General features: G+C 67.5%; 23 protein-coding genes and 1 pseudogene. 7 read left to right on the forward strand and 17 right to left on the reverse strand.

Features of this window, described 5'->3' with window-relative positions; translation table 11 throughout:
• Nucleotides 1-163: 163 nt before the first annotated feature.
• The 3 genes from AC07FN_RS25340 to AC07FN_RS25350 all read right to left on the reverse strand — a co-directional run bounded on the left by AC07FN_RS25340 (nucleotide 164) and on the right by AC07FN_RS25350 (nucleotide 2,800).
• A complete protein-coding gene (locus AC07FN_RS25340) occupies nucleotides 164-760 on the reverse strand; it encodes a cytochrome b (protein WP_478397876.1) in 597 nt (198 codons plus the stop codon).
• Entirely contained in the window at nucleotides 757-1,857 is a 1,101-nt protein-coding gene (locus tag AC07FN_RS25345; protein ID WP_478397877.1) for a catalase family peroxidase, read from the reverse strand. Before AC07FN_RS25345 ends, AC07FN_RS25340 begins: the two co-directional genes overlap by 4 nt.
• A 466-nt stretch (nucleotides 1,858-2,323) precedes the next feature.
• On the reverse strand, nucleotides 2,324-2,800 hold the full coding sequence (locus tag AC07FN_RS25350) for a COG4315 family predicted lipoprotein (RefSeq protein ID WP_478397878.1): 477 nt from the start codon (nucleotides 2,798-2,800) through the stop codon (nucleotides 2,324-2,326).
• 160 nt (nucleotides 2,801-2,960) lie between these two features.
• Between AC07FN_RS25350 and AC07FN_RS25355 the strand changes: the two genes are divergently transcribed.
• Both AC07FN_RS25355 and AC07FN_RS25360 read left to right on the forward strand, forming a co-directional pair.
• Entirely contained in the window at nucleotides 2,961-3,470 is a 510-nt protein-coding gene (locus AC07FN_RS25355) for a sigma-70 family RNA polymerase sigma factor (protein WP_452617393.1), read from the forward strand.
• Nucleotides 3,467-4,102 (forward strand): zf-HC2 domain-containing protein, encoded by a 636-nt coding sequence (locus tag AC07FN_RS25360; RefSeq protein WP_478397879.1) that lies wholly within the window; start codon nucleotides 3,467-3,469, stop codon nucleotides 4,100-4,102. Before AC07FN_RS25355 ends, AC07FN_RS25360 begins: the two co-directional genes overlap by 4 nt.
• Before the next feature lie 256 nt (nucleotides 4,103-4,358).
• Here the strand turns inward: AC07FN_RS25360 and AC07FN_RS25365 are convergent, their stop codons facing one another.
• Together AC07FN_RS25365 and AC07FN_RS25370 are read right to left on the reverse strand one after the other, a co-directional pair.
• On the reverse strand, nucleotides 4,359-5,747 hold the full coding sequence (locus tag AC07FN_RS25365; RefSeq protein ID WP_478397880.1) for an MFS transporter: 1,389 nt from the start codon (nucleotides 5,745-5,747) through the stop codon (nucleotides 4,359-4,361).
• A complete protein-coding gene (locus AC07FN_RS25370; RefSeq protein ID WP_478397881.1) occupies nucleotides 5,744-6,964 on the reverse strand; it encodes a M20 metallopeptidase family protein in 1,221 nt (406 codons plus the stop codon). The genes AC07FN_RS25365 and AC07FN_RS25370 overlap by 4 nt, the downstream gene beginning before the upstream one ends.
• Before the next feature lie 225 nt (nucleotides 6,965-7,189).
• Here AC07FN_RS25370 and AC07FN_RS25375 point away from each other — a divergent pair, with 225 nt between their 5' ends.
• Nucleotides 7,190-7,432, forward strand: a complete 243-nt coding sequence (locus AC07FN_RS25375; RefSeq protein WP_478397882.1) for a hypothetical protein — start codon at nucleotides 7,190-7,192, stop codon at nucleotides 7,430-7,432.
• Nucleotides 7,433-7,534: 102 nt separating this feature from the next.
• Nucleotides 7,535-8,122, forward strand: coding sequence for an AAA family ATPase (locus AC07FN_RS25380; protein ID WP_478397928.1), 588 nt, complete (start codon nucleotides 7,535-7,537; stop codon nucleotides 8,120-8,122).
• Nucleotides 8,123-8,761: 639 nt separating this feature from the next.
• Here the strand turns inward: AC07FN_RS25380 and AC07FN_RS25385 are convergent.
• The 6 genes and pseudogenes from AC07FN_RS25385 to AC07FN_RS25410 all read right to left on the reverse strand — a co-directional run.
• A pseudogene (locus AC07FN_RS25385) lies at nucleotides 8,762-9,784 on the reverse strand (acetyl-CoA acetyltransferase); the annotation flags it as partial.
• A 718-nt stretch (nucleotides 9,785-10,502) separates the two neighbouring features.
• Entirely contained in the window at nucleotides 10,503-11,954 is a 1,452-nt protein-coding gene (locus AC07FN_RS25390) for an amidase (RefSeq protein ID WP_478397929.1), read from the reverse strand.
• Nucleotides 11,955-12,340: 386 nt separating this feature from the next.
• Nucleotides 12,341-13,201: a class I SAM-dependent methyltransferase gene (locus AC07FN_RS25395; RefSeq protein ID WP_478397883.1), complete on the reverse strand. Its 861-nt coding sequence runs from the start codon at nucleotides 13,199-13,201 to the stop codon at nucleotides 12,341-12,343.
• 365 nt (nucleotides 13,202-13,566) lie between these two features.
• Nucleotides 13,567-14,445 (reverse strand): hypothetical protein, encoded by an 879-nt coding sequence (locus AC07FN_RS25400; RefSeq protein WP_478397884.1) that lies wholly within the window; start codon nucleotides 14,443-14,445, stop codon nucleotides 13,567-13,569.
• A gap of 248 nt (nucleotides 14,446-14,693) precedes the next feature.
• Nucleotides 14,694-16,013, reverse strand: a complete 1,320-nt coding sequence (locus AC07FN_RS25405) for an alpha/beta hydrolase family protein (RefSeq protein WP_478397885.1) — start codon at nucleotides 16,011-16,013, stop codon at nucleotides 14,694-14,696.
• A gap of 147 nt (nucleotides 16,014-16,160) precedes the next feature.
• Nucleotides 16,161-16,925 (reverse strand): hypothetical protein, encoded by a 765-nt coding sequence (locus tag AC07FN_RS25410; protein ID WP_478397886.1) that lies wholly within the window; start codon nucleotides 16,923-16,925, stop codon nucleotides 16,161-16,163.
• 233 nt (nucleotides 16,926-17,158) lie between these two features.
• Between AC07FN_RS25410 and AC07FN_RS25415 the strand changes: the two genes are divergently transcribed.
• Nucleotides 17,159-17,596 (forward strand): site-specific integrase, encoded by a 438-nt coding sequence (locus AC07FN_RS25415; RefSeq protein ID WP_478397887.1) that lies wholly within the window; start codon nucleotides 17,159-17,161, stop codon nucleotides 17,594-17,596.
• Nucleotides 17,597-17,760: 164 nt separating this feature from the next.
• Here AC07FN_RS25415 and AC07FN_RS25420 read toward each other — a convergent pair whose 3' ends face one another.
• From AC07FN_RS25420 to AC07FN_RS25440, 5 genes are all read right to left on the reverse strand, one after another.
• Nucleotides 17,761-18,054, reverse strand: a complete 294-nt coding sequence (locus AC07FN_RS25420) for a DUF1330 domain-containing protein (protein WP_478397888.1) — start codon at nucleotides 18,052-18,054, stop codon at nucleotides 17,761-17,763.
• 33 nt (nucleotides 18,055-18,087) lie between these two features.
• Nucleotides 18,088-19,515, reverse strand: a complete 1,428-nt coding sequence (locus AC07FN_RS25425; protein ID WP_478397889.1) for an MFS transporter — start codon at nucleotides 19,513-19,515, stop codon at nucleotides 18,088-18,090.
• A complete protein-coding gene (locus tag AC07FN_RS25430) occupies nucleotides 19,512-19,970 on the reverse strand; it encodes a MarR family winged helix-turn-helix transcriptional regulator (protein WP_478397890.1) in 459 nt (152 codons plus the stop codon). The genes AC07FN_RS25425 and AC07FN_RS25430 overlap by 4 nt, the downstream gene beginning before the upstream one ends.
• Nucleotides 19,971-20,268: 298 nt before the next feature.
• The gene (locus AC07FN_RS25435) at nucleotides 20,269-21,240 is read right to left on the reverse strand and encodes a DNA/RNA non-specific endonuclease (RefSeq protein WP_478397891.1); all 972 of its coding nucleotides are present in this window, start codon (nucleotides 21,238-21,240) and stop codon (nucleotides 20,269-20,271) included.
• Nucleotides 21,241-21,304: 64 nt separating this feature from the next.
• Nucleotides 21,305-22,021, reverse strand: a complete 717-nt coding sequence (locus AC07FN_RS25440; RefSeq protein WP_478397892.1) for a LuxR C-terminal-related transcriptional regulator — start codon at nucleotides 22,019-22,021, stop codon at nucleotides 21,305-21,307.
• Between the two features lie 361 nt (nucleotides 22,022-22,382).
• On the opposite strand from AC07FN_RS25440, the gene AC07FN_RS25445 reads away from it, so the two are divergent.
• Both AC07FN_RS25445 and AC07FN_RS25450 read left to right on the forward strand, forming a co-directional pair.
• Nucleotides 22,383-23,252: a leishmanolysin-related zinc metalloendopeptidase gene (locus AC07FN_RS25445; RefSeq protein ID WP_478397893.1), complete on the forward strand. Its 870-nt coding sequence runs from the start codon at nucleotides 22,383-22,385 to the stop codon at nucleotides 23,250-23,252.
• Nucleotides 23,253-23,478: 226 nt separating this feature from the next.
• Nucleotides 23,479-23,820 carry a LysM peptidoglycan-binding domain-containing protein gene (locus AC07FN_RS25450; protein WP_478397894.1) on the forward strand — a complete coding sequence of 114 codons (342 nt, stop codon included), beginning with the start codon at nucleotides 23,479-23,481 and terminating at the stop codon, nucleotides 23,818-23,820.
• An 80-nt stretch (nucleotides 23,821-23,900) separates the two neighbouring features.
• On the opposite strand, the gene AC07FN_RS25455 is transcribed toward AC07FN_RS25450, so the two are convergent.
• On the reverse strand, nucleotides 23,901-25,298 hold the full coding sequence (locus AC07FN_RS25455; RefSeq protein ID WP_478397895.1) for an MFS transporter: 1,398 nt from the start codon (nucleotides 25,296-25,298) through the stop codon (nucleotides 23,901-23,903).
• Nucleotides 25,299-25,535 lie beyond the last annotated feature (237 nt).

Below are 25,535 nucleotides of genomic sequence, written 5' to 3' on the forward strand. Positions count from 1 at the left end.
CTCGACGCATCAATTTCAGTGATCCACACCTCATCAGGCGGACGTGAGCGTGATGGGGACGATATAGGAAGGTCCGAGGTCGGCCGATCACCGACTCCGGCACTCGGCGGCAGTGCGCATGTCAGCCGTGGCGTCTGCGGCTGATCATCAGGGCATCATCCGCCTACGTGCCGGCCGAGGTGCCGTCCGCGTCGGATGGCGACTGCTCCTTTCCGCGTGCGGCAGGCCAGAACGCCATGCGGTCGAGCAGCCCGTCGCGCAGGACGAGACTGTGGAACAGCACCGCCGACATGTGCGCCACGAAGGCGAAGAAGAGCAGGTAAGCCAGGACCGTGTGCGCTTGGTGGAGCGCGGCGTACAGGGTGGGGTCGGCCGGTAGGATGCGCGGGAGGCGCAGGCTTCCGAACAGCACGACAGGCGTTCCGGCTGCTGACGTCATTCCCCAGCCGACGAGTGGTTGCACGAGCAGCAGGCCGTAGAGGAGCAACTCGGACCCGATTGCCACAACGCGCTCAGGCCGCGACATCGTCGGTGGATGTGGTGGCGGTCGGTGCAGGAGCCGGTTGACGACGCGGACCACGGCAAGCACGAGGACGGCGACCCCCAGCGGACGGTGAACAGACCGCAACGCGTCGTAGGCGGTGGGGGAGACCACCATGGCGACTCCGATGAACAGCATCGCGATCACCATGACGGCCATCGTCCAGTGCAGTAGGCGGGAGAGAACGGTGAAACGCTGGCTCTGGAGATTCCTGCTCATCGGGGCCCCTTCGCCACGTCGATCGCACCGGGGTGCTTGGGTTCGCCGGCTCGCCGCGTGAACGACTGGGCGTAAACGGCCGAGCGGGCGCTGAGCAATGGATCATCGGAGGCCGCCAGCCCGTCGGGCAGTACGAGGGGGTCGAAGTTGATATCCCGGGCATTGCCGCTCGCCTCGGTCTGCACGGAGTCGATCGTGAGCATGCCCGCGTCGATCTTCTGGTGGTCGCCCGTCCACGGGATGGTCGGATCGTCCGTGGGATCGTGCGGTTGGCCGACGGTCAGGATCAAACGCCACTGCAACGGGTTCTTCGCCACCTTGCCGACCAGTTCGTCGAAGAGGTAGTCCCTCCCGGCAGGGGCAGCCGCTTGCACCGGCGCTGCGGGGTGAGGAGGCACCAGCGACCAGCGAATCGCAGTCGTCACGTCCGCCGCGTTGGTCGCCAGGAACGTGTTCAGGCTGTTGAAGGTGCTGTTGTCGAAGCCGGACGTCGGCGGGTTCGCCTTGATGATCTCCATCGCCTTGGCGGTTTCGGGGTGCTGGGCGAGGAAGCCGGACATTTTCTGCGGGTCCGGTTTGCCCGTACCGGGAAGTGGCTTGGACGCGAGGAGTCGTTCGTAGAATCCCTGCACGGATCTATCCGGGAAGACCGGGATGTTGATCAGGGCGGTGCGCCATTGCTCGCCGTTCGGCACGTGGAAGAGCAGCCCGAGCCCGCGAATCGTACTGTGGGCATCGGCGGCATAGGGCATCCCGCCGGACAGTGAGAAACGTCCCGTCACCGGGATGCGGCCGCCTTGGAACACCGCCGCTCTCGAGACCGCGGCTCCCGAACCGTTGCTGTCGAAGAATCCGGAGACGCTCACGCCCTTGGCGTGGTTGCGCCTGAACCCGTCGTGCTTGCCGTTCACCTGCTCGAACCGGTCCGCGATTCGCTTCGGTGTCAACTCGTCGGTGCTCAACCACCCGCCGGAGTAGAGAAATGCGCCGACGCTCGTTGCGCCCGCAGCGGCCACCCCGGTCAGTCCCAGGAGTGCGGATCGACGGTTGACCACCGGGCGGTGTGGCAGGCGGGAGCCTTCCACGTCATCGCTCATGTCTCCTCCTTGAACACGGAAACTCCGGGAGGAATACGCGGATCGAAGCCGCATCGTTCAACCGATCGAAGTGGTGCCGGTCACATCGGCGTGGTGCGCGACGAGCGTCCAAATGAGGTTTTTCCAACCTCGTTTTGCGTGGCGGTGCGGGTGGCGGAACCTCAGAGGCTCCCTGGTCTGTGGGTGCCCTGACTGATGTATGCCCAATACACGGCGTCAGGGCCGTCCTCGCCGAGGGAACCCCGGAGGGGTGGGCACCGTGAACCCGCGGCGGTGCAAGTGTCTTAGGTGGGCTATGCGCCTGCGGCGCATGCGACACCTCATCGACGTGCAGCTTCGCGGCCCGCGGCTGCGGGCCGATCAGGATGAGAAACGCTCCATTGCTTCGACTGCGGTGCGCTGCACTGATGCGGTGGAACAGGCGTTCTCGGGCAGGGCCGGCTGCCCGAGAACGGCCCATCGCGGTTCAGCCGGTCGGCGCGGCGGTCTTGATCGCTTCGCCGTTGGGGCTGACGAGATACCAAGCGTGCATCTTGTGCTGCCCCTTGACGTCTCCGGCAGCCATGTCTTCTGCGAAGTAGTAGAGCGGCTTTCCGGCGAAGGTGATCTGCCGGCTGCCGTCGGGGCGGTTCACGGTTCCGAGCTTCGCCAGGTCCACCCCGGGGCCGGCCTGCGGAGTTCCGCTCAGCGGCGGCCAATTCGCTGCGCACGAGCCCTCGCACCGGGAGGTGTTGGGTTCGTCCTTGGTGAAGAGGTAGAGAGTCCGGCCCGATGCGTCGACCAGGTAGTCACCGGTGGGTGCGGTGCGGGTGCCGACCACGGTAGCAGCGGGTGCAGGCGTGCCGGCCGGCTGCTGCTGCTGGGAGCCGGGTTGCTCGCTCGTCCCGCACGCCGCGATGGTGATCATGCAGGCACTGGTGGCCAGGACCGCGATTCCGCGCATTTGCATGGTGTTCCCTTCCGTTCGTTTGCCTCGACTCCCCGTACGTCTGCGGTCGCGCGGCGGTTCAGCGCAAGAAGGTAGCCGGGATCACTGAACCGGCCGGGTGCGCGCGACGTACACCCGGTCGCGGGAGAATGCGGCTGACGCAGGACGGAGTGCGATGAGTGCGAACGAGCGACTGCTTCGTGCGATGTACGAGGAGTACGGGGGCATGCTGACCGCGTTCGTCCTGCGGTACACGGAAGACCGGCAGCGGGCCGAAGACGTCGTGCAGGAGACGCTGCTCCGCGCGTGGCGCAACCTCGATTCGATCGATCCCGGCCGCGGCGACCCCCGGTCGTACCTGTTCTCGATCGCGCGGAACATCCTGATCGACGACTGGCGCGCCGAGCAGCGTCGCCCGCGCCTCGTCCGCGACGATGGGGTCGTCGAATCGCTGCCGGTGGCCGACGACCTGGACCGGCTGCTGGACGGCTGGCTCGTCGGTGAAGCGCTCCAGCGGCTGTCGGCCCAGCACCGCGAAGTCGTGGTGGCGTTGTACTTCCAGGGGCGCAGCGTTGCCGAAGCGGCGGAACAACTGGGGATTCCACAGGGCACCGTGAAGTCCCGCGCCTACTACGCGGTGCGATCGCTGCGAACGGCCTTGGAGGAGATGGGAGTGGTCCGGTGAACGAGGAGCACGCGGAAGTTCGCAGGCTGCTGGGGGCCTACGTGCTCGGCGGTCTGGACCCGGAAGAGCGCCGGCGTTTCGAGGAACACCTCGGCCACTGCGCGGAATGCAGGGAAGAACTGTCCGGCTACGCGGGGCTTCCCGGATTGTTGCACCGCGCCGGTCCACCGCCGGAGCCGATCGAACCGTCCGAGCCGGAGTGGGCGAAGCTGATCGAGCAAGCCCGCACCGAACGAGCGGCGCCACCGCGAAGCCGGAGGTGGCTGCTGGCCGTCGCCGCAGTGGTGCTGCTCGGCGTGGGAACCCTCGGCGGCATGGCCGCGGTCTCGTGGGAACCGCAGGGGTCCGAGCTGGTGGCGGCTGCGGGCGTGGCATCGCACGGGCACGGCAAGCTGGAGAGCCGTCCATGGGGGACGGCGGTGTCGCTGCACGTGGAGAACCTGCCGCCGGACGAACGCTTCGTGGCCTGGGTGGTGGCCCGCGACGGCCGAGCGGAGCAGGCTGCCACGTGGTCGCGGACTCCGACCAGTGAAGCCCGGCTGTCGGGCGCGTCCGCGATTCCCCGTGACCAGGTGTCGCTCCTGCTCGTCACCACGGGAACCGGCCGTCCCTTGCTGGAGATGCGCGTATGAACCAGGCAACGTCAATCGGACCACTTCAAGGTCCATCGTCCACATCAGAGCGACCAACGCCCGCCCGCACTCGATCCGGCGACGATCCCATCCGGCGCCGCGAAGTCCTCAACGGACTGATCGACGAGTGCACCCGAGCCGCTTGACTCCGATCAGCAAGCCACGAGGTCAACCCGCGCACCGAGTTATGGCACCGCACGAGGAGCGGGCCGGGCTGGTCAGGGAGCGACGTAGCCCCCTGACCAGCCCGGCGCTCTCAGCCCGGCACCTCGCGCAATGCCTTGCGACGCCCGTGCTGTCCGACCGACTTGTCCTTCAGGTCGATGCCCTTCGTCTCCGGCAGCGTCAGCACGACGAGGCCACTGATCAGGCCGAGCGCAATGCTGTACCAGGTGAACGCGCTGGAGATGCCTTGGCTGGCGAAGAACGTCTGCAGGTAGGGGGCGGTGCCGCCGAACAGCGCCACGGCGATCGAGTAGGGCACGGCCAGCCCGATCGCCCGGATCCGGGTCGGGAAGATCTCCGCGTAGACGGCGGGCCCGATGGACGTCGACATGGCCAGGAAGATCAGCGCGATCGACATCGCGAAGAACAACGACCACGCCGACTCGTTGAGCATCGCGTTCAGCGGGAAGCTCAGGATCGAGAGACCGACGACCGCGGTCAGCAGGATCGGCTTGCGGCCGATCCGGTCCGAGAGCGCGCCGAACAGGGGGACGGCGACGAGGAAGACGATCTGCGCCCCGACCCCGGCCCACAACGCCTGAGCCGCCGGCACCTTGATCACGCTGATGGCGTACGCGGGGGCCGAGATCGCCCACACGTAGTAGAGGACGGTCGCACCCACGGTCATGCCGATGACCTGGAAGAGCAGCTTGGGATGTGCCTTGACGGTCTGCCAGATGGCGCCCTTCTTGGTGTGAAGGTGATCCTCGTCCTCGTTCCCGGTGGGGTCGTCGTGGATGGCTTCCTCGACGAAGGCCTCGGTCTCGTGCATGCGCAAGCGCATGAACAGCGCGTAGAACCCGAACACACCGCCGATGATGAACGGCAGCCTCCAGCCGTAGGCGTTCATCGACTCGGTGGTCAGCATCGTGGAGAGCACGGCGGCGAGCAGGGTGCCGGTGAGCTGCCCGATGGTGCCGGAGAAGTAGATGAGGCTGGACCACAGTCCGCGCTTCTCCTTGGGCGCGGTCTCGGCGATGTACGTTTGCGCAGAGGGCAGTTCGCCGCCGTGCGCGAGGCCTTGGGCGAGGCGGGCGAGGACCAGGATGAGCGAGGCGCCGATGCCGATGGTGGCGTAGTTCGGCGAGATGCCGATCAGCAGGCTGCCGCCCGCGGCGAGCGCGACGCACAGCGACATGGAGAGCTTGCGGCCCATCTTGTCGGCGATCCAGCCGAACAATGCGCCGCCGAACGGGCGGGCGATGAACCCGACCGCGAACACGATGAGCGTCTTCAGCACGTCGGAGACGGGGTCGTCGCTGTGGAAGAACTGCGAGGCGAAGAACGGGGTGAAGGTGGTGTAGACGCCCCAGTCGAACCACTCCATCGCATTGCCGGAGCCGATGCCGAAGAGCGTGCGGGCCTTGCTCTGGTCAGCGGAAGTCTGGATGTGGCCGCTGGACTGAGGTGTGTCGCTCACGATGTCGCCTCCTCGGCGAATGCGTCCAGCCTGCGGGCGGCGAGGCCGGCGTAGATGGCGGCCGCGTCGGAGAGCACGGCCGGGTCGAAGTCCGCGCGTGGCGAGTGGTTCATCGGGGCGGCATCCGGGTCGAGCCCCGGCGGGGTAGCGCCGATGCCGAGGAACGCACCGGGGACGGCGGCTATGACCCGGGAGAAGTCCTCCGACCCCGACACCGGGTGGGGCATCTCCTGGTAGCGCTCCTCGCCGAGGACGTTGCGGACCACGTCGGCGCCGAAGTCGACCTCGGCAGCCGTGTTGACGGTCGTCGGATACTCGCTCTCGAACCGGTACTCGACGTCGACGCCGTGCGATGCCGCGACGCCCTCCAGCGTGCGCTGGATCGAGGAGGCGAGGAGGTCCGCGTTCGCCTCGCTGTAGCAGCGAACGGTCGCTTCGAATGCCGCGGTGTCCGGGATGACGTTGCGTTTCGTGCCACCGGTGAATCGCCCGACGGTGATCACGACGGGGTCGAAGATGTCGAAGGTGCGGGTCACCATCGTCTGCAGTGCGGTGACCATCGCCGCTGCCGCGACGATCGGGTCCTTCGCCCGGTGCGGAGCCGACCCGTGGCCACCGGCTCCGCGGACGGTGACGGAAAGACCGTGCGACGCGGACATGACCGTCCCGGCCTTGCTGGTGAACAGCCCCGACGGCAGCTGACCGGAGAACACGTGCATGCCGAAGGCTGCGTCGACGCGCTTGCCGGCAGCGTCGAGGACGCCTTCCTCGATCATGACACCTGCGCCGTCGAAGCCCTCCTCGCCGGGCTGGAACATCATCACCACGTCGCCCTTGAGCGTGTCGCGATGCTGGCACAGCAGTTTCGCGGCGCCGACGAGCGAGGTGGTGTGCAGGTCGTGCCCGCAGGCGTGCATCGCGCCGTTCGTCGCGGCGAAGTCCAGCCCGGTCTCCTCATCGACCGGCAACGCGTCCATGTCGCCGCGGATCAGCACGGTCTTCGGGTCCGCGGCCTCCCGTCGCCCACCACGGAGCACCGCGGTGACCGACGTCGTCCTCGTGCCCGTCGTGATCTCCAGGGGGAGTCCCCTGAGCGCGGAGAGCACCGCCTCCTGGGTACGTGGCAGTTCGAGCCCGATCTCCGGATGGCTGTGCAGCCGCTTGCGCAGCTCGACCAGGTCACCCTGCATCGCTGTGGCATCTTCGAGGAAGGTCATGCCCTGCTCCTTGCCTACTCGCGAATATCGACGCATCGGATTTGTCTGAATTAGACGGATTCTGATCCTGCGCAAGCCGTTCCGATCCACCGGAGCCGGGCCCTTCCGGGGGACGGGCCGCAGCTGTCCGACCGGACGGTATGGGATGCGACGACCAGTGTCCAGAGTGAAGTACCGCCCTACTCCGCGGTAGGCGCGAACGCCGTCGGAGACGGCTTCGACGCGGTGAAGCTCGACCGTCGTACACAACGATTCAGGCATCTGGATGGGGTGGAAGACGACCGAGATGCCGACCCGCCGCCAGCGATCGAGCGGCCAGCTGCGGTTCGCGAGAGCGATGGCGATCAACTCGGCATCCTCCAGGATCTGCACTCGATCACCGGCACCAATACGACGATCCCGGTCATGCTCGGGATCATGTATTGCGAGGAGCCGGCCCAGGAAGAAAGCTCTTTCCTTATTTCCTGATCCCAGAACACTTTTGGTTCACCGCGCTCGACCGCTGTCACCGATCTCATGTACGCCCTGCAGGCGAGGGTCGAACAAGCCCGAGGAGCCGGGAAATCACGCATGCGACACGCCGGAGGACCTAGACTGCACGGCGTGCCTCGCCTCATCCATCTCAATGGGCCGCCCGGCATCGGCAAGTCGACGCTCGCGCGACGTTATGTGGACGATCACGTCGGTGTGCTCAACCTTGACATCGACCAGCTGCGGGGATTGATCGGTGGCTGGCGCGATCGGTTTGCGGAGACCGGGGAGATCGTTCGGCCGATTGCCTTGAGCATGGCGGGCACGCACCTGCGAGCCGGCCGCGACATCATCATGCCGCAGTTCTTGGGGCGATTGAGCGAGATCGAGCGCTTCGCGGCCGTCGCGTACGACAACGGCGCCGAGTTCTGCGAGATCGTGTTGATGGACACCAAGGAACGGTCCGCGGAACGCTTCGCCCGCCGCGGCGGGGACGATGATCCCTGGCACCGCCTGGTCAAGGAGATCGTCGATCGCGAAGGTGGCCCTTCGCGCCTGGCGGCTATGTACGATCAACTCACTGATGTGCTTCGACTGAGGCCGGCGGCCGTCGTCGTAACGAGCGTGGCAGGTGCGGTCGAGCAGACTTACGAGGCCCTGGTCGCGGTTCTCGGCTCGAAGCCTTGAACGCGCCTGGCGAGCACCCGGAACGTGGGGAGGTGCTCGCGCCACTCCGAGAAGTGGTTGCATCTTGTCATCGGTCCTCCTAGCGTGATGACTGATTGCGACTTGCAACCACTGGGGGGAGCGATGGAGATCCTCGAACTCGACGGCATCGAGCTGGCGATCGAGCGCCGGGGACCCGACGACGCCCCCGCACTGCTGCTCATCGCAGGCGGCGGCCAGTCGATGGACTGGTGGACACCCTGATTCCAGGAGCCCGGCTCGTGCGCCTGGAGGGAGTGGGTCATGAGATCCCACCTCCTGCCGTGTGGGATGTGGTCGTGCCGGAGCTGCGCAGGCACCTACTGCGCACCTGACGGGATTGCGCGGGAAAGACCAGATCGAGGGCCCGAAGCATCGTTCGCCACCAAGTGGTTCCTGGAACTCGACCGCGGCATCCCGAGCGCGGACGACCCGGTGGCCGGGTTTCAGCCGGGCTCGGGGCCGACGACCGAAACGAACGACACGCACTCGCCCGGGCCACCACCGAGGTTGTGGGTGAGGCCGTATCGCTTGCCCCGGTGCCGGACTTGGCGCTGCGGGCGGTGGTGCTTCGCCGCGCAGCTGCAGCCAGCATTCGAACAGCATTCGGAGGCCTGAGGCGCCGATCGGGTGGCCGAAGCTCTTCAGCCCGCCGTCGGTGTTCACCGGGAGGTCGCCGGTGAGGGTGAATCGAGAGTTCAGGGTGTCCTGCCAGGCCTCGCCGCGGGCGGAGAATCCCAGGTCTTCCATCAGCACCAGTTCGGTCGGGGTGAAGCAGTCGTGCACTTCGGCCATCATCAGGTCGTCGGCGGCGGACTCGATGCCGGCCTGGGCGTATGCGTCCTGTGTGGAGCGCACGACCTCTTCGAAGGTGGTGTAGTCGTAGTCCGGGTCGAAGGTGCCGGTGCCCGGCCCGGCGGCGAAGGCCAGTGCCTTGATGAACAGGGGCCGGTCGGTGAACCGGTACGCGTCCTCGGCGCGCACGATGATCGCCGCCGCGGCGCCGTCGCTGACTCCGGAGCAGTCGAACACGCCGAGGTCGCCGGCGACCGGGGCGGCGGCCGCGATGGTCTCCTCGGCGACCTCGGAGCGGAACTGGGCGCGCTCGTTGCGCGCTCCGTTGTAGTGGTTCTTCCACGCCACGCGGGTCATCGCGCGTTTGAAGTCCGCTCGCGACACGTCGTACTTCGCCTGATAAGCGGGCGCCAGCAGGGAAAAGCGGGCGGGCGCGGTGAGGGTGGTGGCGGTGCCGTCCGACGGCGGGTTGGCACGGGTCAGGCCCGAGTAGCCGGAGTCCTTGAGCTTCTCCACGCCGAGCGCCATCGCCACGTCGTAGGCGCCGGAGGCCACGGCGTAGCACGCGTTGCGAAAGGCTTCCGACCCGGTGGCGCAGAAGTTCTCCACCCTGGTCACCGGCTTGTAGTCGATCTTCAGCGCGGTGGACAGGGTCATCCCGGAGAAACCGGAGTTCATCGTGCCCGGCCAGAACGCGTCGATCTCCGGCTGCTCGACGCCTGCCGAGGCGAAGGCATCCGCGGCGGCGTCGATCACCAGGTCGGAGGTCGAGGCGTCCCACCTCTCGCCGAACCGGGTGCACCCCATGCCGACGATCGCGACCTTGTCCTTGATCCCATGGGAACTCATCGGTGCTGCCCCTCGCTGATCGGCCGGGCCTTCCAGAAGTAGTTGTGCACTCCGTCCGTTGTGGACAACTTGCGGAACGTCATCTCGACCCGGTCGCCGACGGCTGCGCCGCGCGGATAGCGCGGTACAAGGCACCGCGCACTGTGGACTTCGTCCCGGAGCTGCCGCGGTCCGCAGTGGGCAAGATCCTCAAGCGCGATCTCCGCGCTCGTTGCGCGACAGGAGAACGCGAGGAGCAGCCTTCCTGATCGATCGCGCACTGCCCGCAGTGCAGTTCACTGCCTGGTCTCAAGGCATCCGGAGGCGACTACGTGCCGTCGCGGATCACGCTTGTGACGAGGACAACGAGGCCGTCGGCGAGTACTCGGTGAAACGCCAAACCAGGATGCCGGCGGACATCAGGCAGGCGTATGCCCGGTTGAGGTAATCGGCAGGGCGCCTCCGGCCGGGCCTTGGGCGGAGGGAACGCCCAAGGCCGCGGCTCCTCGCCGTTGACGGTGGGCGGCCGTGGGCGCTTGGACCCGCGCCGCCAAGCGCACGAGCCTGAATCGCCCCGTCCGTGCTTGGCCCTGCGGGCGGGACGGTCTCGTCCCGATGCCCGGTCATGCCGACAGCGCGGTTCCAGGCGCGCTCAACTGCCGACGAGCGCGGTTGGCAGGGATGGGAGTTCTCGACAACGCCTGTCCCTGCCGTATCCCGGCCAGCTGGCCAGTGCGCCCTACTCCGGCACCTGGAAGCCGCCGATCTTCTGCTCGAGCAGTTCGGCCAGCCGCAGCGGGGTGCGGTCCTCGAACATCGGACCGATGAGCTGCACTCCGACCGGCAGGCCCTCGGGGGACCGGCCCGCGGGTATGGCGGTGGCGGGCAGGCCGGGCATGGTGGCCAGGCCGGCCCAGGCGAGCTGGTCGAAGTAGGGGTACTCGACGCCGTCGATGTCGATGCGCCGTTCCAGCGGGTTGGGGTTGTGGTCGTGCGGGAACGCGGGCGTCGGCGTGATCGGGCACACCACGGCGTCGAACTCGGCGAACAGCTGCCGCCAGCCGTGGCGGTGGAGTTCGCGGCGGTTGTTCGCCTCGATCCAGTCGCGGTGGCTGAACACCATGGCGCGCAGCCGCACGGCGTCAAGACTCTGGTCGTCCGCGCTCAGTCCGGCGGCGCGGGTCCGCAGCTGCTCGTACGATTCGATGGGAAAACGCGCAACGGAGCCCGAAATCAGCAACTGCATGTAGAGCGTCGCGGCTTCGGCCAGGTCGGGCAGCAGCGGACTGTGCCGTTCGACGCGGGCGCCGCCGTCGACAAGCGCGTCGGCCACCCGGTTCACGCCCGCCCACACAGCGGATCCGGTCGGAATGAGCGGATGCTCGTCGAGGACCAAGACCCGGAAGTCGCAGAGCCGCTCGTGGCGGGCGGGCGGCAGTGCCAAACGGTGCGCCATGCCGAGCGTCAGCGGGTCCGGTCCGGCCATTACGTCGAGCAGGAGCGCGAGGTCGCGGGCGGTGCGCGCCATCGGACCGACGACGGCGAGGTCGAGGTCGACCGGCAATGGCGGTGCCGGCGGCGCGACCATGCCGCGGGTTGCCGCCAGTCCGACTGTCGGCTTGTGCGCATAGATGCCGCAGAAATGCGCGGGGGTGCGCAGCGAACCGGCGAGGTCGGAGCCGATGGACAGCGCGCCGAACCCGGACGCCAGGGCCGCCGCCGACCCGCCGGAGGATCCACCCGACGTGCGATCGTGATCCCACGGGTTGTTGGTGGTGCCGTAGATCTCGTTGAAGCTCTGGATATCTTGCAGCCCCAAGGGCACATTGGTCTTACCGAGCACCACCGCACCGGCGGCCTTGAGTCGCGACACCTGTACCGCGTCCTCGGCCGGCACGTAGTTCCGGTGCGGCGGCATGCCCCAGGTCGTGGGCAGCCCAGCCATGTTGTACGACTCCTTGACCGTCACCGGAATACCGAGCAGCGGCCGGTCCTCACCACGCGCGCGTGCCTGGTCGGCACGGTGTGCGGCGGCCCGCGCACGGTCGAAGTCCGGCACGCAGATCGCGTTGATCACCTCGTCGTCGCGCTCGATACGGGCGATCGCCTCGTCGGTCAGTTCCACCGATGTCACCGCACCGGCGCGCAACGCGGCAACAAGCTCTTCGGCCGTCTGAAAGCTCCACTCCATGAATCCGAAGCTATCGGCCTGCCACAGAGGACACGAAATTCCGGTTCGCGCAACAGGGAGGCCGAACGGGCCACCTTCACCGGCGAAGTCGCGCACTCATTCGACCACCGAAGGTGGCCCACCGCAGGTCACAGCGCCGACAGTGGGCCAACTCCACCCGCACAGGCCATGAAATGCCGCGTCGTGCAACAGGATGGATGTCTCAATTCTTGCCCGCTGACCGTTGATGTTCCTGATCGCCCATTGGGCCTTGCCCGACACATCGTTTGCCGACGAGCAATTGTCGTCATGCTTCTCAACGTCCGCTCATGCCGCGGGAAATCGTGACACCGGCCCCAAACGCTCGCTTCGCGGCCCGACGAACATCGGAATACCGATCATTCGGCTCAGCGGCTCGCGCGCAGTATGCGGATCGCGCGCAGTGGGCCGGGCGGTTCGCCCTCGAATCTTGCGGATTCGTCGTAGCCGGCGATGAGGTCCGGGGCGGAGTAATCTTCGACGCCGGTGAACCCGAGGGCGCGCAGCTGTGCGGCGATGTCTTCGGGCGTGAAGTAGCTGAACAAGGGTTCGCCGACGCCGGCCAGCCGATCGGCACGTGCCCGCTGGTGCGCGCGGTCCTCGTCGGTGGCCGCAGGCTGCAGGTAGTCGAAGACCACCTCGACCGGCTGGGCCTGCCCAGCGATGTATTCGAGGGTGGCGTGGGCGGCGTCCGGGGTCAGGTAGAACACGACGCCGAGCCACACGAATGCGGCCGGGTCCGTCCGCTTGAATCCGGCGGATTCCAATCCAGCTGCAAGCGTCTGGGTTTCGAAATCGACCGGCACGAAGGTCAACGTCTCAGGGCGGTCGATCCCGGCCTTAGCAAGGCGTTCGCGTTTCCACGCTTGGGTGGCGGGGTGGTCGACCTCGAAGACACGCAAGTCCGGGCGCGGATTGCGATAGGCGAAGGTGTCCAGGCCCGCGCCGAGGATCACGACCTGCCGCACACCAGCGGCGATGGCCGCGGCCACGGCGTCCTCGGCGAAGCGGGCACGGGCGGCGAAGAACAGGCGGCGCGGCCGATCGCTTGCCCCGGTACCGAGGAGACCGGTTGCGGGCGTGGCCAATTCGATCAGTTCCTCTGTGGTGACGCCGAGCAGACGTGCCGCCACGGGGTCGGTGAAGATCGGTGGCCGGTCTGCGATCTGGTGATAGGCGCGGGCGTACGCGGTGATCAGTGCCGTCCGGCTGGGTCCGCCGTTCTCCATGTTCAAGAACCTACTCACGAATGTGGCGCGTGCTCTATGAATTCACTCACGCACACTCCACAAGAAGCACTCGAACACGATCCGCAACACTGACTACAACTGGCCCGATCGCCCCCAGCCCGTACCCGACGGAATGGCGCAGAGATCGGGTTGACCGCGTCGCAGATCGGGCTGATCGGCAGCGGCTTCTTCCTGACCTTCACCGTTCGGGGTTCACGCGCCGCGAAGTTGCTCGGCCCACGGGCCCGCCGGCCAGTTGCCGATCCGGCTCACCGGCACCCGTGACCGATGTGCTTCCGAACGGCATTCGGTCTGTAACCCCACCATCCGCCTGGGCCCGGGCGATGCGTTGCGGCGGGCGTGGTTCACGCGCGGCCGTGGAGAGGTTCCAGCTGTGCCGGTGCCCCTTGGGGTGCGGTCGCGGGCTGCGGTCGTGGCGCCGCCTCCATGATTTCCCGGCCTCGGGCGTCGACGACCTTCGTGAACAGGTGCTGTGCGGCTCCGAAGATGATGGCCCAGCCGATGATCTGCGCCGACGAATCGAGGGACGTCAACCCCGGTACGAATTCGCCGCGCATGAGCAGGAGCCCGAGCACGGCTGTCAAGGCACCGGCGGGAAGCTTGAGGCATGCGAGCGCGAGCGGCACGTTGGACGCGGTCGGATTGCCCCTGAGCTGGTGCAGCGTTGCGGCAGCGGTCACCGCCGCCGCGAGGAACCCGACTGTCTCGATGACTGCGTAGTCGCCACTCGATGCGGCCAATTCCGAGCTCAAGTCCAGATTTCCGGTGAACGGATGTTGGCCGAGCGGACACACGACTATCAGTGCGCGGGGTGGCTCGATTATTCCTGCTGACGGCACGTTGGGGGTGGGCCCGAAGCAGATCGGCAGGAGTGTCGGGATGAAGGCGGTGAAGAACGCGATCGTGATGGCTATGCCCAGCAGGCCGATGGCCCAGCACCACACGAGCTGCGCGAAACTGCGCTCGCGGACGACCTCACTCCGCTGAACCCGGTACGCCTCGCGCACGGCATCGATCACGGTCTGCCGCTGCGACTGCGCAAGTCTTCCGCCCTCGGCGCTCTTGAAGATCCTCTCGACGGACAGTCGGCGTTTGTCCTCGGGCGGCAGGTTCGCCTCGATCAGCATGAGGAGGTCGGGCAGCATGCTGTGGAGATCTTCGAGCGACACGATCTGGAGGATGAGGACGTGGGCCGTGTGGATGTGGGCGAGCGCGCTGTCCACCCCGTGAGCCTGCCGCGGCCACCAAGTGCCGCGGACATCTCTCTGCGCGCACTCCAGGTGGGTGCGGGCATGGGCCACCAACTTCTCGGTGCACAGCTCGCTCGGCGCGGAGCAGTTCTCCGCCCAGTCCACGAATGCCCTCAGCTCGTCTATGCGGGCCAGCGCTCTGAACCCCCAAGGCCATCGCCGGTCGGAGCCTCCTAGTGAAACGGCGTCCTGACCGGTGTTTCGTGCGTCGTTCACGGCTCTCACCTGCACAGCGATCGAGCGGCCGAGGCCGCGGCCCACGCCACCTCCGGATGCCGGATGTCGCAGTGGGCCTGGGCGAACCAGGACAGGTTCCGCTTGATGACGTCGTTGGCGTCGAGGCGGTAGAAGACGCCCGGCTGGAACCCGTAGTCCGTGCCCTGCTGGGCCATCGTGACGGTCTGGGCTCCGCTCTGCTGGTAGCCGTCGTAGCCCATCGCTCCCCAGCGGTAGTTGATCCGGTCCGCCAACTCGGCGCCCTGCCAGGCCAGCCTGCTGGCGTTGGGATACCACCAGCCGAGGGCGCGGTCGGCCTCGCTGAACGTGCACGCGAGCGGGCCGTCGACCAGGTCGGCGCAATCGGCCAGCACGCCGGCGCCCTCCCGCACCGGAGCTCGCGGTGCGAACGCGAAGTGGCTGAAAGCGCCCTGCAGCAGGTACAGGGATTTGACCGGGCTGTTCGCCCCACGCTGCTCAGGCGGAAGCCCCTTGAGGGCGAACGAGACGAGCCGGGCGCCGAAGCTGTGGCCGAGGAGGTGCACGCGCACACCGGGGGTGGTGTGCGCCAGCTGTCCGAGCAGGGGGCCGAGGCCGTCGCGACCGACCACCCCGGCGCGTTCCTTCATCTCGTAGTAGCTGAGGACCCGCAACGACTCCCGCGCTCCCCGCCACATCCGCCCGAACGGATTGAACGCCTGTTCACCCCCACCGTCGACGGGTGCGAGGGCCGCCATCGCGTCGAACACCCGTCCCGGTGGTGCGCTCATCACCGCCGCTTCTCCCGCGTCCTCCGGGGCGTCGCTGGAAGTGGTCACGAGTCCTCTCGCCAGGCGGAGGAACTCCAAGAGCCGGTCCCGGTCCTGCGGCTGCCGGTCGAGCAGCTGGCCGATCTGCTCCAGCCGCTCCTCCTGGTTCGGAAAGGCAGGGGCGAGCGATTTCGCGAGGTCGGCACCGGTGGACATCTCTCCGGTGGGCTGTGGGGACGCCAGAGCTCCCAGGTCGTGCATCGCCGATGACCGCGGGACCGGTGGGCCGGTGTCGGCCGGGGCATCCTCGGGGAACAGCAACGCGGGCCACAGCACGCCGACGAACCCCGCATTCGCCCTCTGCTCGTCCGGGAGCATCCCGGCGATGAGTCCGAACATCGTCGAGTACAGGTCGCGTGCGCCGCCGAAGGAGCTGTTCCAGCCATGGCTGAAGACGAAGAGCTCGCGCAGCCCCGCGGTTGCGGTGGTCTCGGGCAGATTTCCACCCTGCCGGGGCACGCCCTTCGCGTCGAACTCGACCTCCCAGTACGGCACATCGCCGAGATGTGACTCCATGTCTCCTCCCCGAGTCGCAGGCGATGTCACACCGGGCTGACCACTCCCATCACGAAGAGGCGATTCTCTAGGAACTAAAAGGGATCCAGCAGGCCCGGCACGCGGCTCATGGCTCGCGCCGGACTTCAACGGCTGGTCCCGGCGGGGCTAGCGGTCGGTCGGCACGGCGATTTCGCCGTCCTCCCGCATCAGCCGATCCAGGACCTCGTCCGGCATCCACACCCGGTGCGGGTAGTCGGTGCCCCAGGAGTTCAGGATCGGCACGGCACCGAGCTCGTCCGCGCGGGTGTTGCCGAGCACGGCATGCACGTCGTCGACCGATGCCGCCCAGCGGAACACCTTGATGCCGTCGGCCGCGTCGGCGACGTAGCGGGCGCGCTCGGTGTGGTCGTCGTTGGCCTGGGAGTCCGCCCAGTCGACGTGCCCTGCCGAGGCCAATACCTCGGCCGCGGCGCGACAGGATGTTCCGTTGGAATCGCCCGGGTTGGTCTCGGGCCACTGATCGCGGTCCTTGGCCCGATCCCACAGCCACCAGGCCGTGTACAACTCGTCGTTCAGGATCGTCATGCACCGGGTCCAGGCGAATCCGACGCAGGCGCCCTCGCTTCCCTGGTCGTAGAACTTCCACCACTGCTCGCGGTCCGGTTCGCCGCCGGGTTCCAGGCACACGGCGTGCCCGCCCCGGATCCTGGTGAGCGACTTCGCCCCCTCCCGGGCCACGAACGGAACGCCGTCCTGGCCCGCTTGGGGCCGGTCGAATTCGGTGTACCAGTTGACACCGATCACCACCGGTACCTGTGCGGGGCGGCTCGCGGCGGTCAACGGGTAGTTCTCGACGTGGCGCCAATCGTCGGGGAGGAAACGCCCCAGGCGCTCGTCGTCGGGATCTCGATCGATCGGGCGGTATCGCATGGTTCCTCCGCTCGCGTCGTACAGCTGCCCGTTCGCCGGAATGCGGGCGGGCACGACCAGTAAGCCGGTGGCGCGTGAGCGACAGCAATGAGCACATCGATCCAAATGGGATTCAGGCGTGATGTCTTCCCTATTGAATCTATGTGTTGCAGCAGTTCGTGTTGTGAGCGGAGAAGAACGTGTTGGGTAAGACCTGGCAAGTGCACTGGGTGACGAGGAGACATCTCGGAGCTATGAGTGACCATCCGGCGCTGAGAGAGTGGGCCGACCTCGATGTGCGAGAGGAGGCCGCTCGGATCGACCCGGGGGACCCGTTCTTCACGGACCCGAACTACTGCGTGGACCCGAGGCTGACGCAGTACACGACACGTTCGGCGTTCGCGCATCTGGCCAGGGAGACGCGGCGGAACTACGCCGGGGACAGCTGCTTGTTCTTCAACTTCCTGTGGCAACGGGGCAAGAACTGGTGCGACGCCGAGGTGGAGGACCTGCTCGACTTCGAGGACTGGCGGCGCTGGTCGCCTCGGAACCCCGAGCGGATCAGTGGCGCGAAGTGGGACCGTGAGCTGGCGGCGCTGGCCCGGCTTTACAAGTGGGCCGCGGCCAAGAAGTACGTCACGGTCAACCCGGTGCTGATGCGCGAAGTGCTGGGCCGTGACGGCGAGATGTGAGCGGCGGGATCTCCGATCCGGGCTGGGGCTGGAGGGACATATCGGGCTCCCCGGGAACATGGGCATCATGTTCCCGGGGAGCCCGACGCAACGTCACGATCGTTAACTGCCCGTCCTCAAGATTCCCGACAGAGTCCTTCAGTGAAGATCCGACTGGACCTCGGTCAGTCGATGCCTTCGACGATGCGGAAGTCGCGCTCGACGCCGTCGGAGAGGGCGACCAGCGCCTCCTGGTAGGCCGCGCTCTCGTGTGCCGCGACGGCCTGCTCGAAGCTGTCGAACTCGACCACGACGGTGCGCTCGGCGATCCCGGCGTCATGCGCGACGACCCGACCGCCACGGATGAGGGTCCGGCCGCCCGCAGGCCCGACGGCCAGAGGGGCCAATTCGTTGTAAGCAGCCAGCTTCTCAGGGTCTGAAATGGTGCGGTAAACGCTGACCCAGTAGCCCTTGGGCATGGAACCTCCAGTGTTGGGATGAGTGCATCTGACTTACGGGTTGGTTTCGGACGAGCGTCGGCGTGCGAGAGCGAGGCTTGTCAGCGTCGTGATCGCCATGGCGCCGATGCCGACCAGCGCCGCGGTGGTGTAGGCGCTGTCGTCGGGGAAGAGGTGGCCGGGGCCGGTGCCCGCGGCGAGGATCAGGCCGCCGATGGCGCTGCCCAGGGAGTACCCGACGCTGCGGACGACGTAGTTGAAGCTCATGGCGCTGGACGTCTCGCTCTTGGGGGTGACGGCCAGGATGACGCCGGGCATCGCGGCCGAGAAGCCGCCGACGCCGAAGCCGAGCACGCCCATCGCCGCGAACAGTTCGGCCAGGTCCGACCGGGCCGCCGCGAACAGGGCGAACCCGCCGCCGACCACGACGGCGCTGCCGGCCAGGAGCAGGGGGGCGGCGATCCGCGTCCGGACCCGCGGCGTGAGCTTGCCGGCGACGAACCCCAGCACCGAGAACGGGATGAGGACCAGCCCGGCGACGAAGGTCGTGAGCCCGAAGCCGTAGCCGGCGCCGTGCGGCGTCTGCGCGTACCGGGTGATGAGCGTGAGCAGGAGGTACATGCCGATCCCGCCGACGAACATGGCGAGGTTCGCCCCGGCGACCGCCGGGTGCCGCACCGCCCGCACATCGACCAGGGGCGTCGTGCTGCGCAGCTCGATGACGGCCCAGACGCAGAGCAGCACCACCGCGACGACGGCGAGGCCCGCCGCCACGGCGAGGTGCCGGCTCCACAGATTCCGTTCGCCGGCGAGGAACAGCACCAGGAGCAGCGCAGCGGCCAGGACGACCGCGCCTGCCACGTCCACGTGGGCGGAGCGGCCTTCGGGGGCTTCGGGCATGGAGCGCCACGCGGTCAGGAGGGCCGCGGCGGTGACGACCAGGCCGAGGCCGTAGGCGGCCCGTACCCCGCCGAGCTCGGTGAGCAGTGCGGCCAGCGGATAGCCGACGCCGGCCCCGATGATCGAGACCACCGAGATCAGGGCGATCACGGCCGCGCTGCGCTCCTCGGGGAGGTGGTCCCGGGCCACGCCCATCATCAGCGCCGTCAGCCCGAGCCCGACGCCCTGGGCCGCCCTGCCGGCCAGCAGCCACGCGAACGGCAGCGGCAGCACGGTGAGCGCGCTGCCGGCGACGACGACCGCCAGCGTGACGAGGATCGTGGCCCGCCGGTGCGGGCCGGCTCCGAGCCGGCCCAGGACCGGCGTGGCGACGGCGCCGCTGAGCAGCGCGACGGTCAGCGTCCACTGCGCGCTGCCGAGCGAGACGTGGAACGAGGTCGCCACGCTGGTGATGAGCGGCGCCCCGAGGCTGGCGACCGCCGCCACGACCAGAGCGATGAACATCAGGGCGGGGACCAGCAGCCGCGCCTCGGAACGCGCCACCGGGAACGCCTTCACCCCGCCGACCGGCTGCCCGGTCACTGCTTCGGCCCTTCGCGGTCCTGGCTGTCGAGCTCCGCCAGATGCTTCAGCGCCGGAAGGGCCGCCACCAGCGCCTCGACCTCGTCGCCGGTGAGCTCGCCGATCAACCGCTCGAACGCGTGGACGCCCGCCTGGCGACGCGTCCGGACATAGGAGGCGCCGGCCTCGGTCAGGCACACCAGCGTGACCCGCTTGTCGGACGCGTCGCCCCGCCGCTCGACCAGGCCGGACTCCTCCATCACCCGGACCAGGGCGGTCATCGCGGGCTGGGTGACGCCCTCGACCGCGGCCAGATCGGTGATGCGCCGCGGGCCGGTCCGGTCCAGGGTGGCCAGGGTGGCGGCGGACGTCAGGCTCATGTCCCGGGGCAGGCGTCTCGCGGCCCTGGTGGCCAGGCCGTAGAGGGCTGCCCCGATGACGGCGGACGCGCCAGGAGCGGTGGCTTGACGACTCATGCTCGAAGCATAGCATTTTTATATTCATAGTTTATGGAAATGGTCGACTGGCGCGGGCGCGCGCTGGCCGTCACGCCCGCCGCGATGGAAGTGCTCAGGTCTGATCCGGACCTGAGGTTCGAACTTGCCATCGACACTGTTTTGGTGGCGTTGCCCAAGTTCCGTGAGCGTCTGGCTGACGGACGTTGGCAGTCGACCCGTAGCCGACTGTCGACCTACTTCGTCGGCGCGCTGGTTCTTGACTTCCCGAACATCTACAGGAGTTGGCTCGCAAGGTGGCCCAGGTCGGCGGCGGAAGCTAGAGCACCAGGTTCGAGTAGTCGTCCTTCAACGGCACGCTGTGCGCTCGCGCTTCGAGCCCGCCGGACGTCAAGGGGGTTTCGTGCGGTTCGAGGTACTGGAAATCAAGACCTGTGCGTTCTCGCAGTCGTTCCAGCGAGATGCGGTACGTTCCGGCATCGAAGACGGCTTCGAAGGGGAGCATGTCTTCGATGAGTTGCGTTTGCTCGAGCATGTACGCGGAGACGCGAAGCACGCCATCGGGTTTGCAGTAGCCGACGACCTTCCAGAACGCCAGGGGAAGCCGGGCGCCCTTGTACAGCGGGTCGTCATCGGTCATGACCGGGCCGGTGAACACGGACATCTTCTTGTCCGTGAGGTCGGCGTTCTCGAGTACGAAGTTCTCAAGACCCAGCCAGAGCTCCGTCCCCTGGTTGAACTTCTCGTGCTGCGGCGAGCAGTTCGTGAAGTGGAAGGTGTCGTCGTTCGCCCGCGCCAGGTCGTCTCCCCAGACCGGATCGAGCCGCCGGACGAGATGCCCCCGGTCCAGCGCGTTGCGCCGGTAGAGGGCCTCGCCGATCTGCTCTGATTCCGCGATGCGGGAGTCGAAGTACCACTTGTCCGCCTGCCGTTCGAAATCGACGCTCTTGCTGCCGTCGATGTTCACCACCGTGTAGTAGGCGAGTTGGCGGCGCCGGTTCACGACGATGCTGAAGTGGGTGTACGGGAGGACGGTGGGATCTCCGCCGGGCGGGGCGTTGTCGATCTTCGCGGCATTGCGGCGCTGTTCGTCGGAGAGTTCCGGTAGCGGTAATTCGGGCCCGAGGAATCCTGGGTCGTACCCGGTGTAGCCCTCGTAGTAGGAGCGGGGGCGGGCGATTTCGAGCGGCGCGCCATCGAGGTGCGCGACCTGAGCGGTCTCGGCGGTGGCCGATCCTCCTACTTCGATCGTGATGTTGAGCGGAACGGACAGCTTGTGTCGAGGTTGCATGATCAGGCCTCTCGATTCGTGGTCCGGTGGCAACCGGCTGCGCCGTGGAATTCCCTCCCGAGGGCTAATCCGGGCGGCAATCGGAGTGGTGCCTGCTATTGGGCGGAAAGGCCTGGTGCAGCGTGGAACGAACGAGGACGGAGTGATCCAGGCGTTGCTGCCGGGCCCAGGCAGCGGCCGCGGCACGGCCCTGCAACCCCAGCTTGTCCAGGATGTTGTGCACGTGGTTCTTCACAGTCGCCAAGGCGATGCACAACTGCCGGGAGATCTCCTGATTGGACAAGCCCTGCTCCAGCAGAACGGCGACCTGCGCTTCCCTGCGACTCAGGACCTCAGCGTTCGGACTGGGCTGCAACTCCGCCGACAGCTCGGCCACCCTGCGGCACAGGGCAGCGGCAACGCGCGGCGAACAACGCAACTCCCCATTGGCGACGCTCTCTATCGTCCGAACCAGTTCGGAGATCGAATGGTCCCGTGTCAGGTAACCCGCAGCGCCCAACTCGGCATACGCAAGGACGTCATGTTCCTGATCGGACACGCCCAGGGCGATGATCCGCAGTCCGGGATTCCTCGCAAGCAAGGAGATCACGACACTGGGACCGTCCGGCAAGTCGGCGATATCGAGCAGTACCACGGCGTGCTTGCGCGCGGTCAGATCCGGCTCCAGCTCCTCCGGTCGCGCAAGGGCGGAGAGGACCGCGAACCCGTCGACGTTCTGGAGGACAAGGGCCAACCCCTCCCGGTAGAACCTCGTCGCGGCGACGATGATGAGCTCGATCATTGTGAACCACCCCAGCGCCGCGCCACCGCGGCACTTGGCCAAGAACCCTTCAGTTGGCCGCTAGGCATCGCACGCCCGATTCATTCACGATACCAAGCCGAGGCCTGTGGCGGGTATGGCAATTGGTCCTGGACCGTCGTCGCGAGGTCGGGACAGCCGCGACTCCTCGGCCTCGCGGCCGCTCGATAGCCGCAGGGCAGAACGAGATTATCGTTGTCCTGCAAAGGCTTCGGACAACTCGGCCAGGACCTTCGGCCGTTGCTCCAGCACTGGAAGTGGTGCCATGTTCGAAACGCATCTGGGCTGGAAAGGAATATTCCAGACCTTGTCGAATTTCCTATTCGCGGAGGATGTTTTCGCCATGACGAAAAGTGCGACGGGTATTCGTACGATCTACACCGCCCGTGCCGACGCAGGTCAAGCGAAGGCGATTGCCGCAACCGAGTCCCCGTTCACCATCGAGGTCCGGTTCCTCGGCGGGCTGACCGAGGTGCAGCAGGCCGCGTTCACCCAGGCCGCGGACCGGTGGGTTCGCGTCATCGTGGGTGATCTGCCGGAGGTCGAAATCGAGGGTGACGTCATCGATGACGTCCTCATCCTCGCTCAAGGAGTGCGCATCGACGGTCCCGGCAGGATCCTCGGCCAGGCCGGTCCGACGCACATCCGGACGGCCGGCTCAGGCGCCTCGGCCTTCCTGCCTGCGAAGGGCGCGATGTCGTTCGACACCGATGACCTGGAGAAGATGGAAGAGGAGGGCACGCTCGACGACGTGATCACCCACGAGATGGGTCATGTGCTCGGCGTCGGCGGCCAGGTGTGGTCCCGCAAGGAACTGCTTGCGGACGAGGACAGCGACAACCCCACGTTCACCGGCCGGGCCGCGAAGCAGGAATACGGCCGTTTGCGCGACGGCCGACCGCGGGCCGTTCCGGTGGAGAACACCGGCGGAGCCGGCACTCGCGGCAGCCACTGGCGCGAGACCGTCTTCCGCAACGAACTCATGTCGGGGTTCATCGCGGCGAAGAACAATCCGCTCAGCAGAGTCACGGTAGCCAGCCTGCAAGACCTCGGCTACGAGGTGGACATGGGCGCCGCAGAGGCATACACCCTCCCGAACCTGCTGGAGCTCGCCGAGGAGGGGACGCTGGTCTCGCACGCCGCCCCGGTCGACTTGGGCATCATGCTCCCCACGGTCCCGATGGAACTACCGGCCGAAAGCCTTCGGAGGTAAGGACCTTCGACGGCTTCGACCGGTCGATTCGGGTCCCGTCCGACCGCGGTCGAGCCGTTGCCAACGCGTTGAACGATGCCCGGCTGTTGCGGCACCGGCCATGTTCGCGGCCAGATGGATCCTCAATGGATCCCGTTGCTCATTGCCGCAGCGCGCGGGCTGCGCCTTACATGGACACGAGCTGCCTGTGCGCCGAGCGCGCAGCTGACCACGAGGAGGCTGAGCAATGACGAACTGCAACATTTACACGGTGCAGGAGGGCGACACGCTCTCCGAGATCGGCGAATGGTTCCACGTTCCGTGGAAGGAACTCCAGCGCATCAACAACATAGAGAACCCGAACCTCATCTTCCCCGGCCAAGCGCTGCGCCTGTCGAAGAACGCGAACGTGTGCAAGACCTACACCGTGCGGGACGGGGACACGCTCTCCGAGATCGGTGAGCGGAACAACGTGAAGTGGCAGCGCCTGGGGTACTACAACCACATCGCCAACCCGGACGTCATCCACATCGGGCAGACGATCTGCATTCCGCTCCCGAGAGGCGCATCGACGGCCGAGGCGGAGTGAACGGCCGCAACCTCGTCAGCCGGCGACATCGCCGTTTCGCGCACCGTCGGCCGACCGCGTGAAGTGCCGAAGCCGGGAGATCAGCTGCCTTTCCTGACCGTCGAGCCCGCGTTCGGGGACCGAGAGCAGGTCGTCGAGTCGGGAACCCTGGTGGTTGTGCGCGCAGCCACTGCACATCGTCTCCCTCCTGGGCAGCTGTGGGGCGGGTGGCGTCGGCCCGCGCGGTCAGCCGGTCGCCGTGGGTCGAGGTCGTAGGGGCGACGAGCCGCGAGGGTGGCGAAGAGCAGTTGCAGGAGGCAGAAGAACAGGAGGGCGGCGAGTGCCCAGTCGACGGTGCCGGTGATATCGCGGAGGGTGCCGGTGAGGGCGGGGCCGACCGCAGCGAGCAGGTAGCCGTAGCCCTGGGCCATCGCGGACAGCCGGGTCGTTTCGTCGTCTCCGGTGGTGTGCGCGGGTATGGCGGCGAGGGCGGGGGCGAGGGCGGCCATGCCCACGCCGAGCAGTGCCGCCCACAGGAAGGGAGCGGTGGTCGCGGCGACGAGGAGCCCCAGCAGACCGAGACCTCCGCTGCAGGTGGTCAGCACCATCCACATGCCGATGCGCGTGGTGCTGCGGTAGCAGGACGCGGTGATGACCATCGAGGCGACGATGCTGACCGCGAGGCTGCCGGCACTGAGAGCGCCGGCGTGGACCGCGCTGACTCCGGTGGCTCGCAGGAGGACCGGCTGCCAGGACAGCAGGGAAAGGGCTTGCAACGACTGCAGACCCATGAACAGGGTCAGATACCAGGCTCGAGCGCTTCTGAGGAGGGAGCGGCGCCGGCGGGGTGTACGTGGTGGGGATTCGGCGCGCGTCGTTCGGCTCAGTGACAGCGGTATCCAGAGGAAGAGTGCGGCCGCGACGGGGAGGATCCAGATTCCCAGTCCCGCGCGCCATCCGTGGATGGTGGTCAGCCAGGGAGTGATCGCGGTCGCCGTGGCCGCTCCGACTCCGATCATGCTGGCCGACAACGTCGTGAGCGCGGCGGTGCGCAGGCCGCCGATCTGCCGGCAGACGGCGGGCAAGAGGACTTGCATGCCTCCGATCGCGCAGCAGGCCAGGATGGTTCCTGCGAGCAACAGCCACTGGCCGTGGGTGATGCGCACTGCTTGGCCGGCGAGCAGGACGCCGAGGAACACCACGACGCTGGTCTGCGTGCCGCTGCGGCGGCGAAGGGGTGGCACGAGGAGCGTCGTCGCGGCGATGCAGAGGCAGGGCAGTGCTGTGAGGATCGCCACCGCCGTCGTGCTGAGACCCAGCGTCGTGCGGATCTCGGGCAATGCCGCGCCGACCGCGGTCACTGCGGTGCGAGCGTTGAACGCGGCCAGCGCGAGCGCCGCGACTGCCAGGACTTGCCACCAAATCGGGCGCACGCGGGGCTCGACGGCGGCGGGGATCGGCAGGGTCTGCTCGTTGGCGGACACGGTGAAAGAGGACATGCGCCCCTATGCCTAGGCTGATGGCTGGATGTGCCGGCGCGAGATGTTCGCTGCGCCGGGTGCGGCGACGAGGAGATGGGTGGGCCCTCGGCCGAAGATCATCATAAGGCTGTCGGCACGAGCGCCCGCCCCGGCCCGACTCCACTGTGGAGGCCGGCTGCGCCCGCCATCGCGGCCGCCCGGCGATCACGCCGGATTGTGATCACGGTCGCTCTGCGACCGTCCCGCCCGGCCTGG

The organism is Saccharopolyspora sp. NPDC045941 (genome assembly GCF_056431445.1).

Excerpts from the sequence above, each read along its gene's own strand:
- AC07FN_RS25420 (WP_478397888.1), bottom strand. The coding sequence starts at position 18,054 with ATGCCCAAGGGCTACTGGGTCAGCGTTTACCGCACCATTTCAGACCCT.
- AC07FN_RS25350 (WP_478397878.1), bottom strand. The coding sequence starts at position 2,800 with ATGCGCGGAATCGCGGTCCTGGCCACCAGTGCCTGCATGATCACCATC.
- AC07FN_RS25405 (WP_478397885.1), bottom strand. The coding sequence starts at position 16,013 with ATGGAGTCACATCTCGGCGATGTGCCGTACTGGGAGGTCGAGTTCGAC.
- AC07FN_RS25445 (WP_478397893.1), top strand. The coding sequence starts at position 22,383 with ATGACGAAAAGTGCGACGGGTATTCGTACGATCTACACCGCCCGTGCC.
- AC07FN_RS25410 (WP_478397886.1), bottom strand. The coding sequence starts at position 16,925 with ATGCGATACCGCCCGATCGATCGAGATCCCGACGACGAGCGCCTGGGG.
- AC07FN_RS25380 (WP_478397928.1), top strand. The coding sequence starts at position 7,535 with ATGCGACACGCCGGAGGACCTAGACTGCACGGCGTGCCTCGCCTCATC.
- AC07FN_RS25440 (WP_478397892.1), bottom strand. The coding sequence starts at position 22,021 with ATGATCGAGCTCATCATCGTCGCCGCGACGAGGTTCTACCGGGAGGGG.
- AC07FN_RS25340 (WP_478397876.1), bottom strand. The coding sequence starts at position 760 with ATGAGCAGGAATCTCCAGAGCCAGCGTTTCACCGTTCTCTCCCGCCTA.
- AC07FN_RS25370 (WP_478397881.1), bottom strand. The coding sequence starts at position 6,964 with ATGACCTTCCTCGAAGATGCCACAGCGATGCAGGGTGACCTGGTCGAG.
- AC07FN_RS25430 (WP_478397890.1), bottom strand. The coding sequence starts at position 19,970 with ATGAGTCGTCAAGCCACCGCTCCTGGCGCGTCCGCCGTCATCGGGGCA.
- AC07FN_RS25395 (WP_478397883.1), bottom strand. The coding sequence starts at position 13,201 with ATGGAGAACGGCGGACCCAGCCGGACGGCACTGATCACCGCGTACGCC.
- AC07FN_RS25390 (WP_478397929.1), bottom strand. The coding sequence starts at position 11,954 with ATGGAGTGGAGCTTTCAGACGGCCGAAGAGCTTGTTGCCGCGTTGCGC.
- AC07FN_RS25435 (WP_478397891.1), bottom strand. The coding sequence starts at position 21,240 with ATGCAACCTCGACACAAGCTGTCCGTTCCGCTCAACATCACGATCGAA.
- AC07FN_RS25450 (WP_478397894.1), top strand. The coding sequence starts at position 23,479 with ATGACGAACTGCAACATTTACACGGTGCAGGAGGGCGACACGCTCTCC.
- AC07FN_RS25415 (WP_478397887.1), top strand. The coding sequence starts at position 17,159 with ATGAGTGACCATCCGGCGCTGAGAGAGTGGGCCGACCTCGATGTGCGA.
- AC07FN_RS25345 (WP_478397877.1), bottom strand. The coding sequence starts at position 1,857 with ATGAGCGATGACGTGGAAGGCTCCCGCCTGCCACACCGCCCGGTGGTC.
- AC07FN_RS25455 (WP_478397895.1), bottom strand. The coding sequence starts at position 25,298 with ATGTCCTCTTTCACCGTGTCCGCCAACGAGCAGACCCTGCCGATCCCC.
- AC07FN_RS25355 (WP_452617393.1), top strand. The coding sequence starts at position 2,961 with ATGAGTGCGAACGAGCGACTGCTTCGTGCGATGTACGAGGAGTACGGG.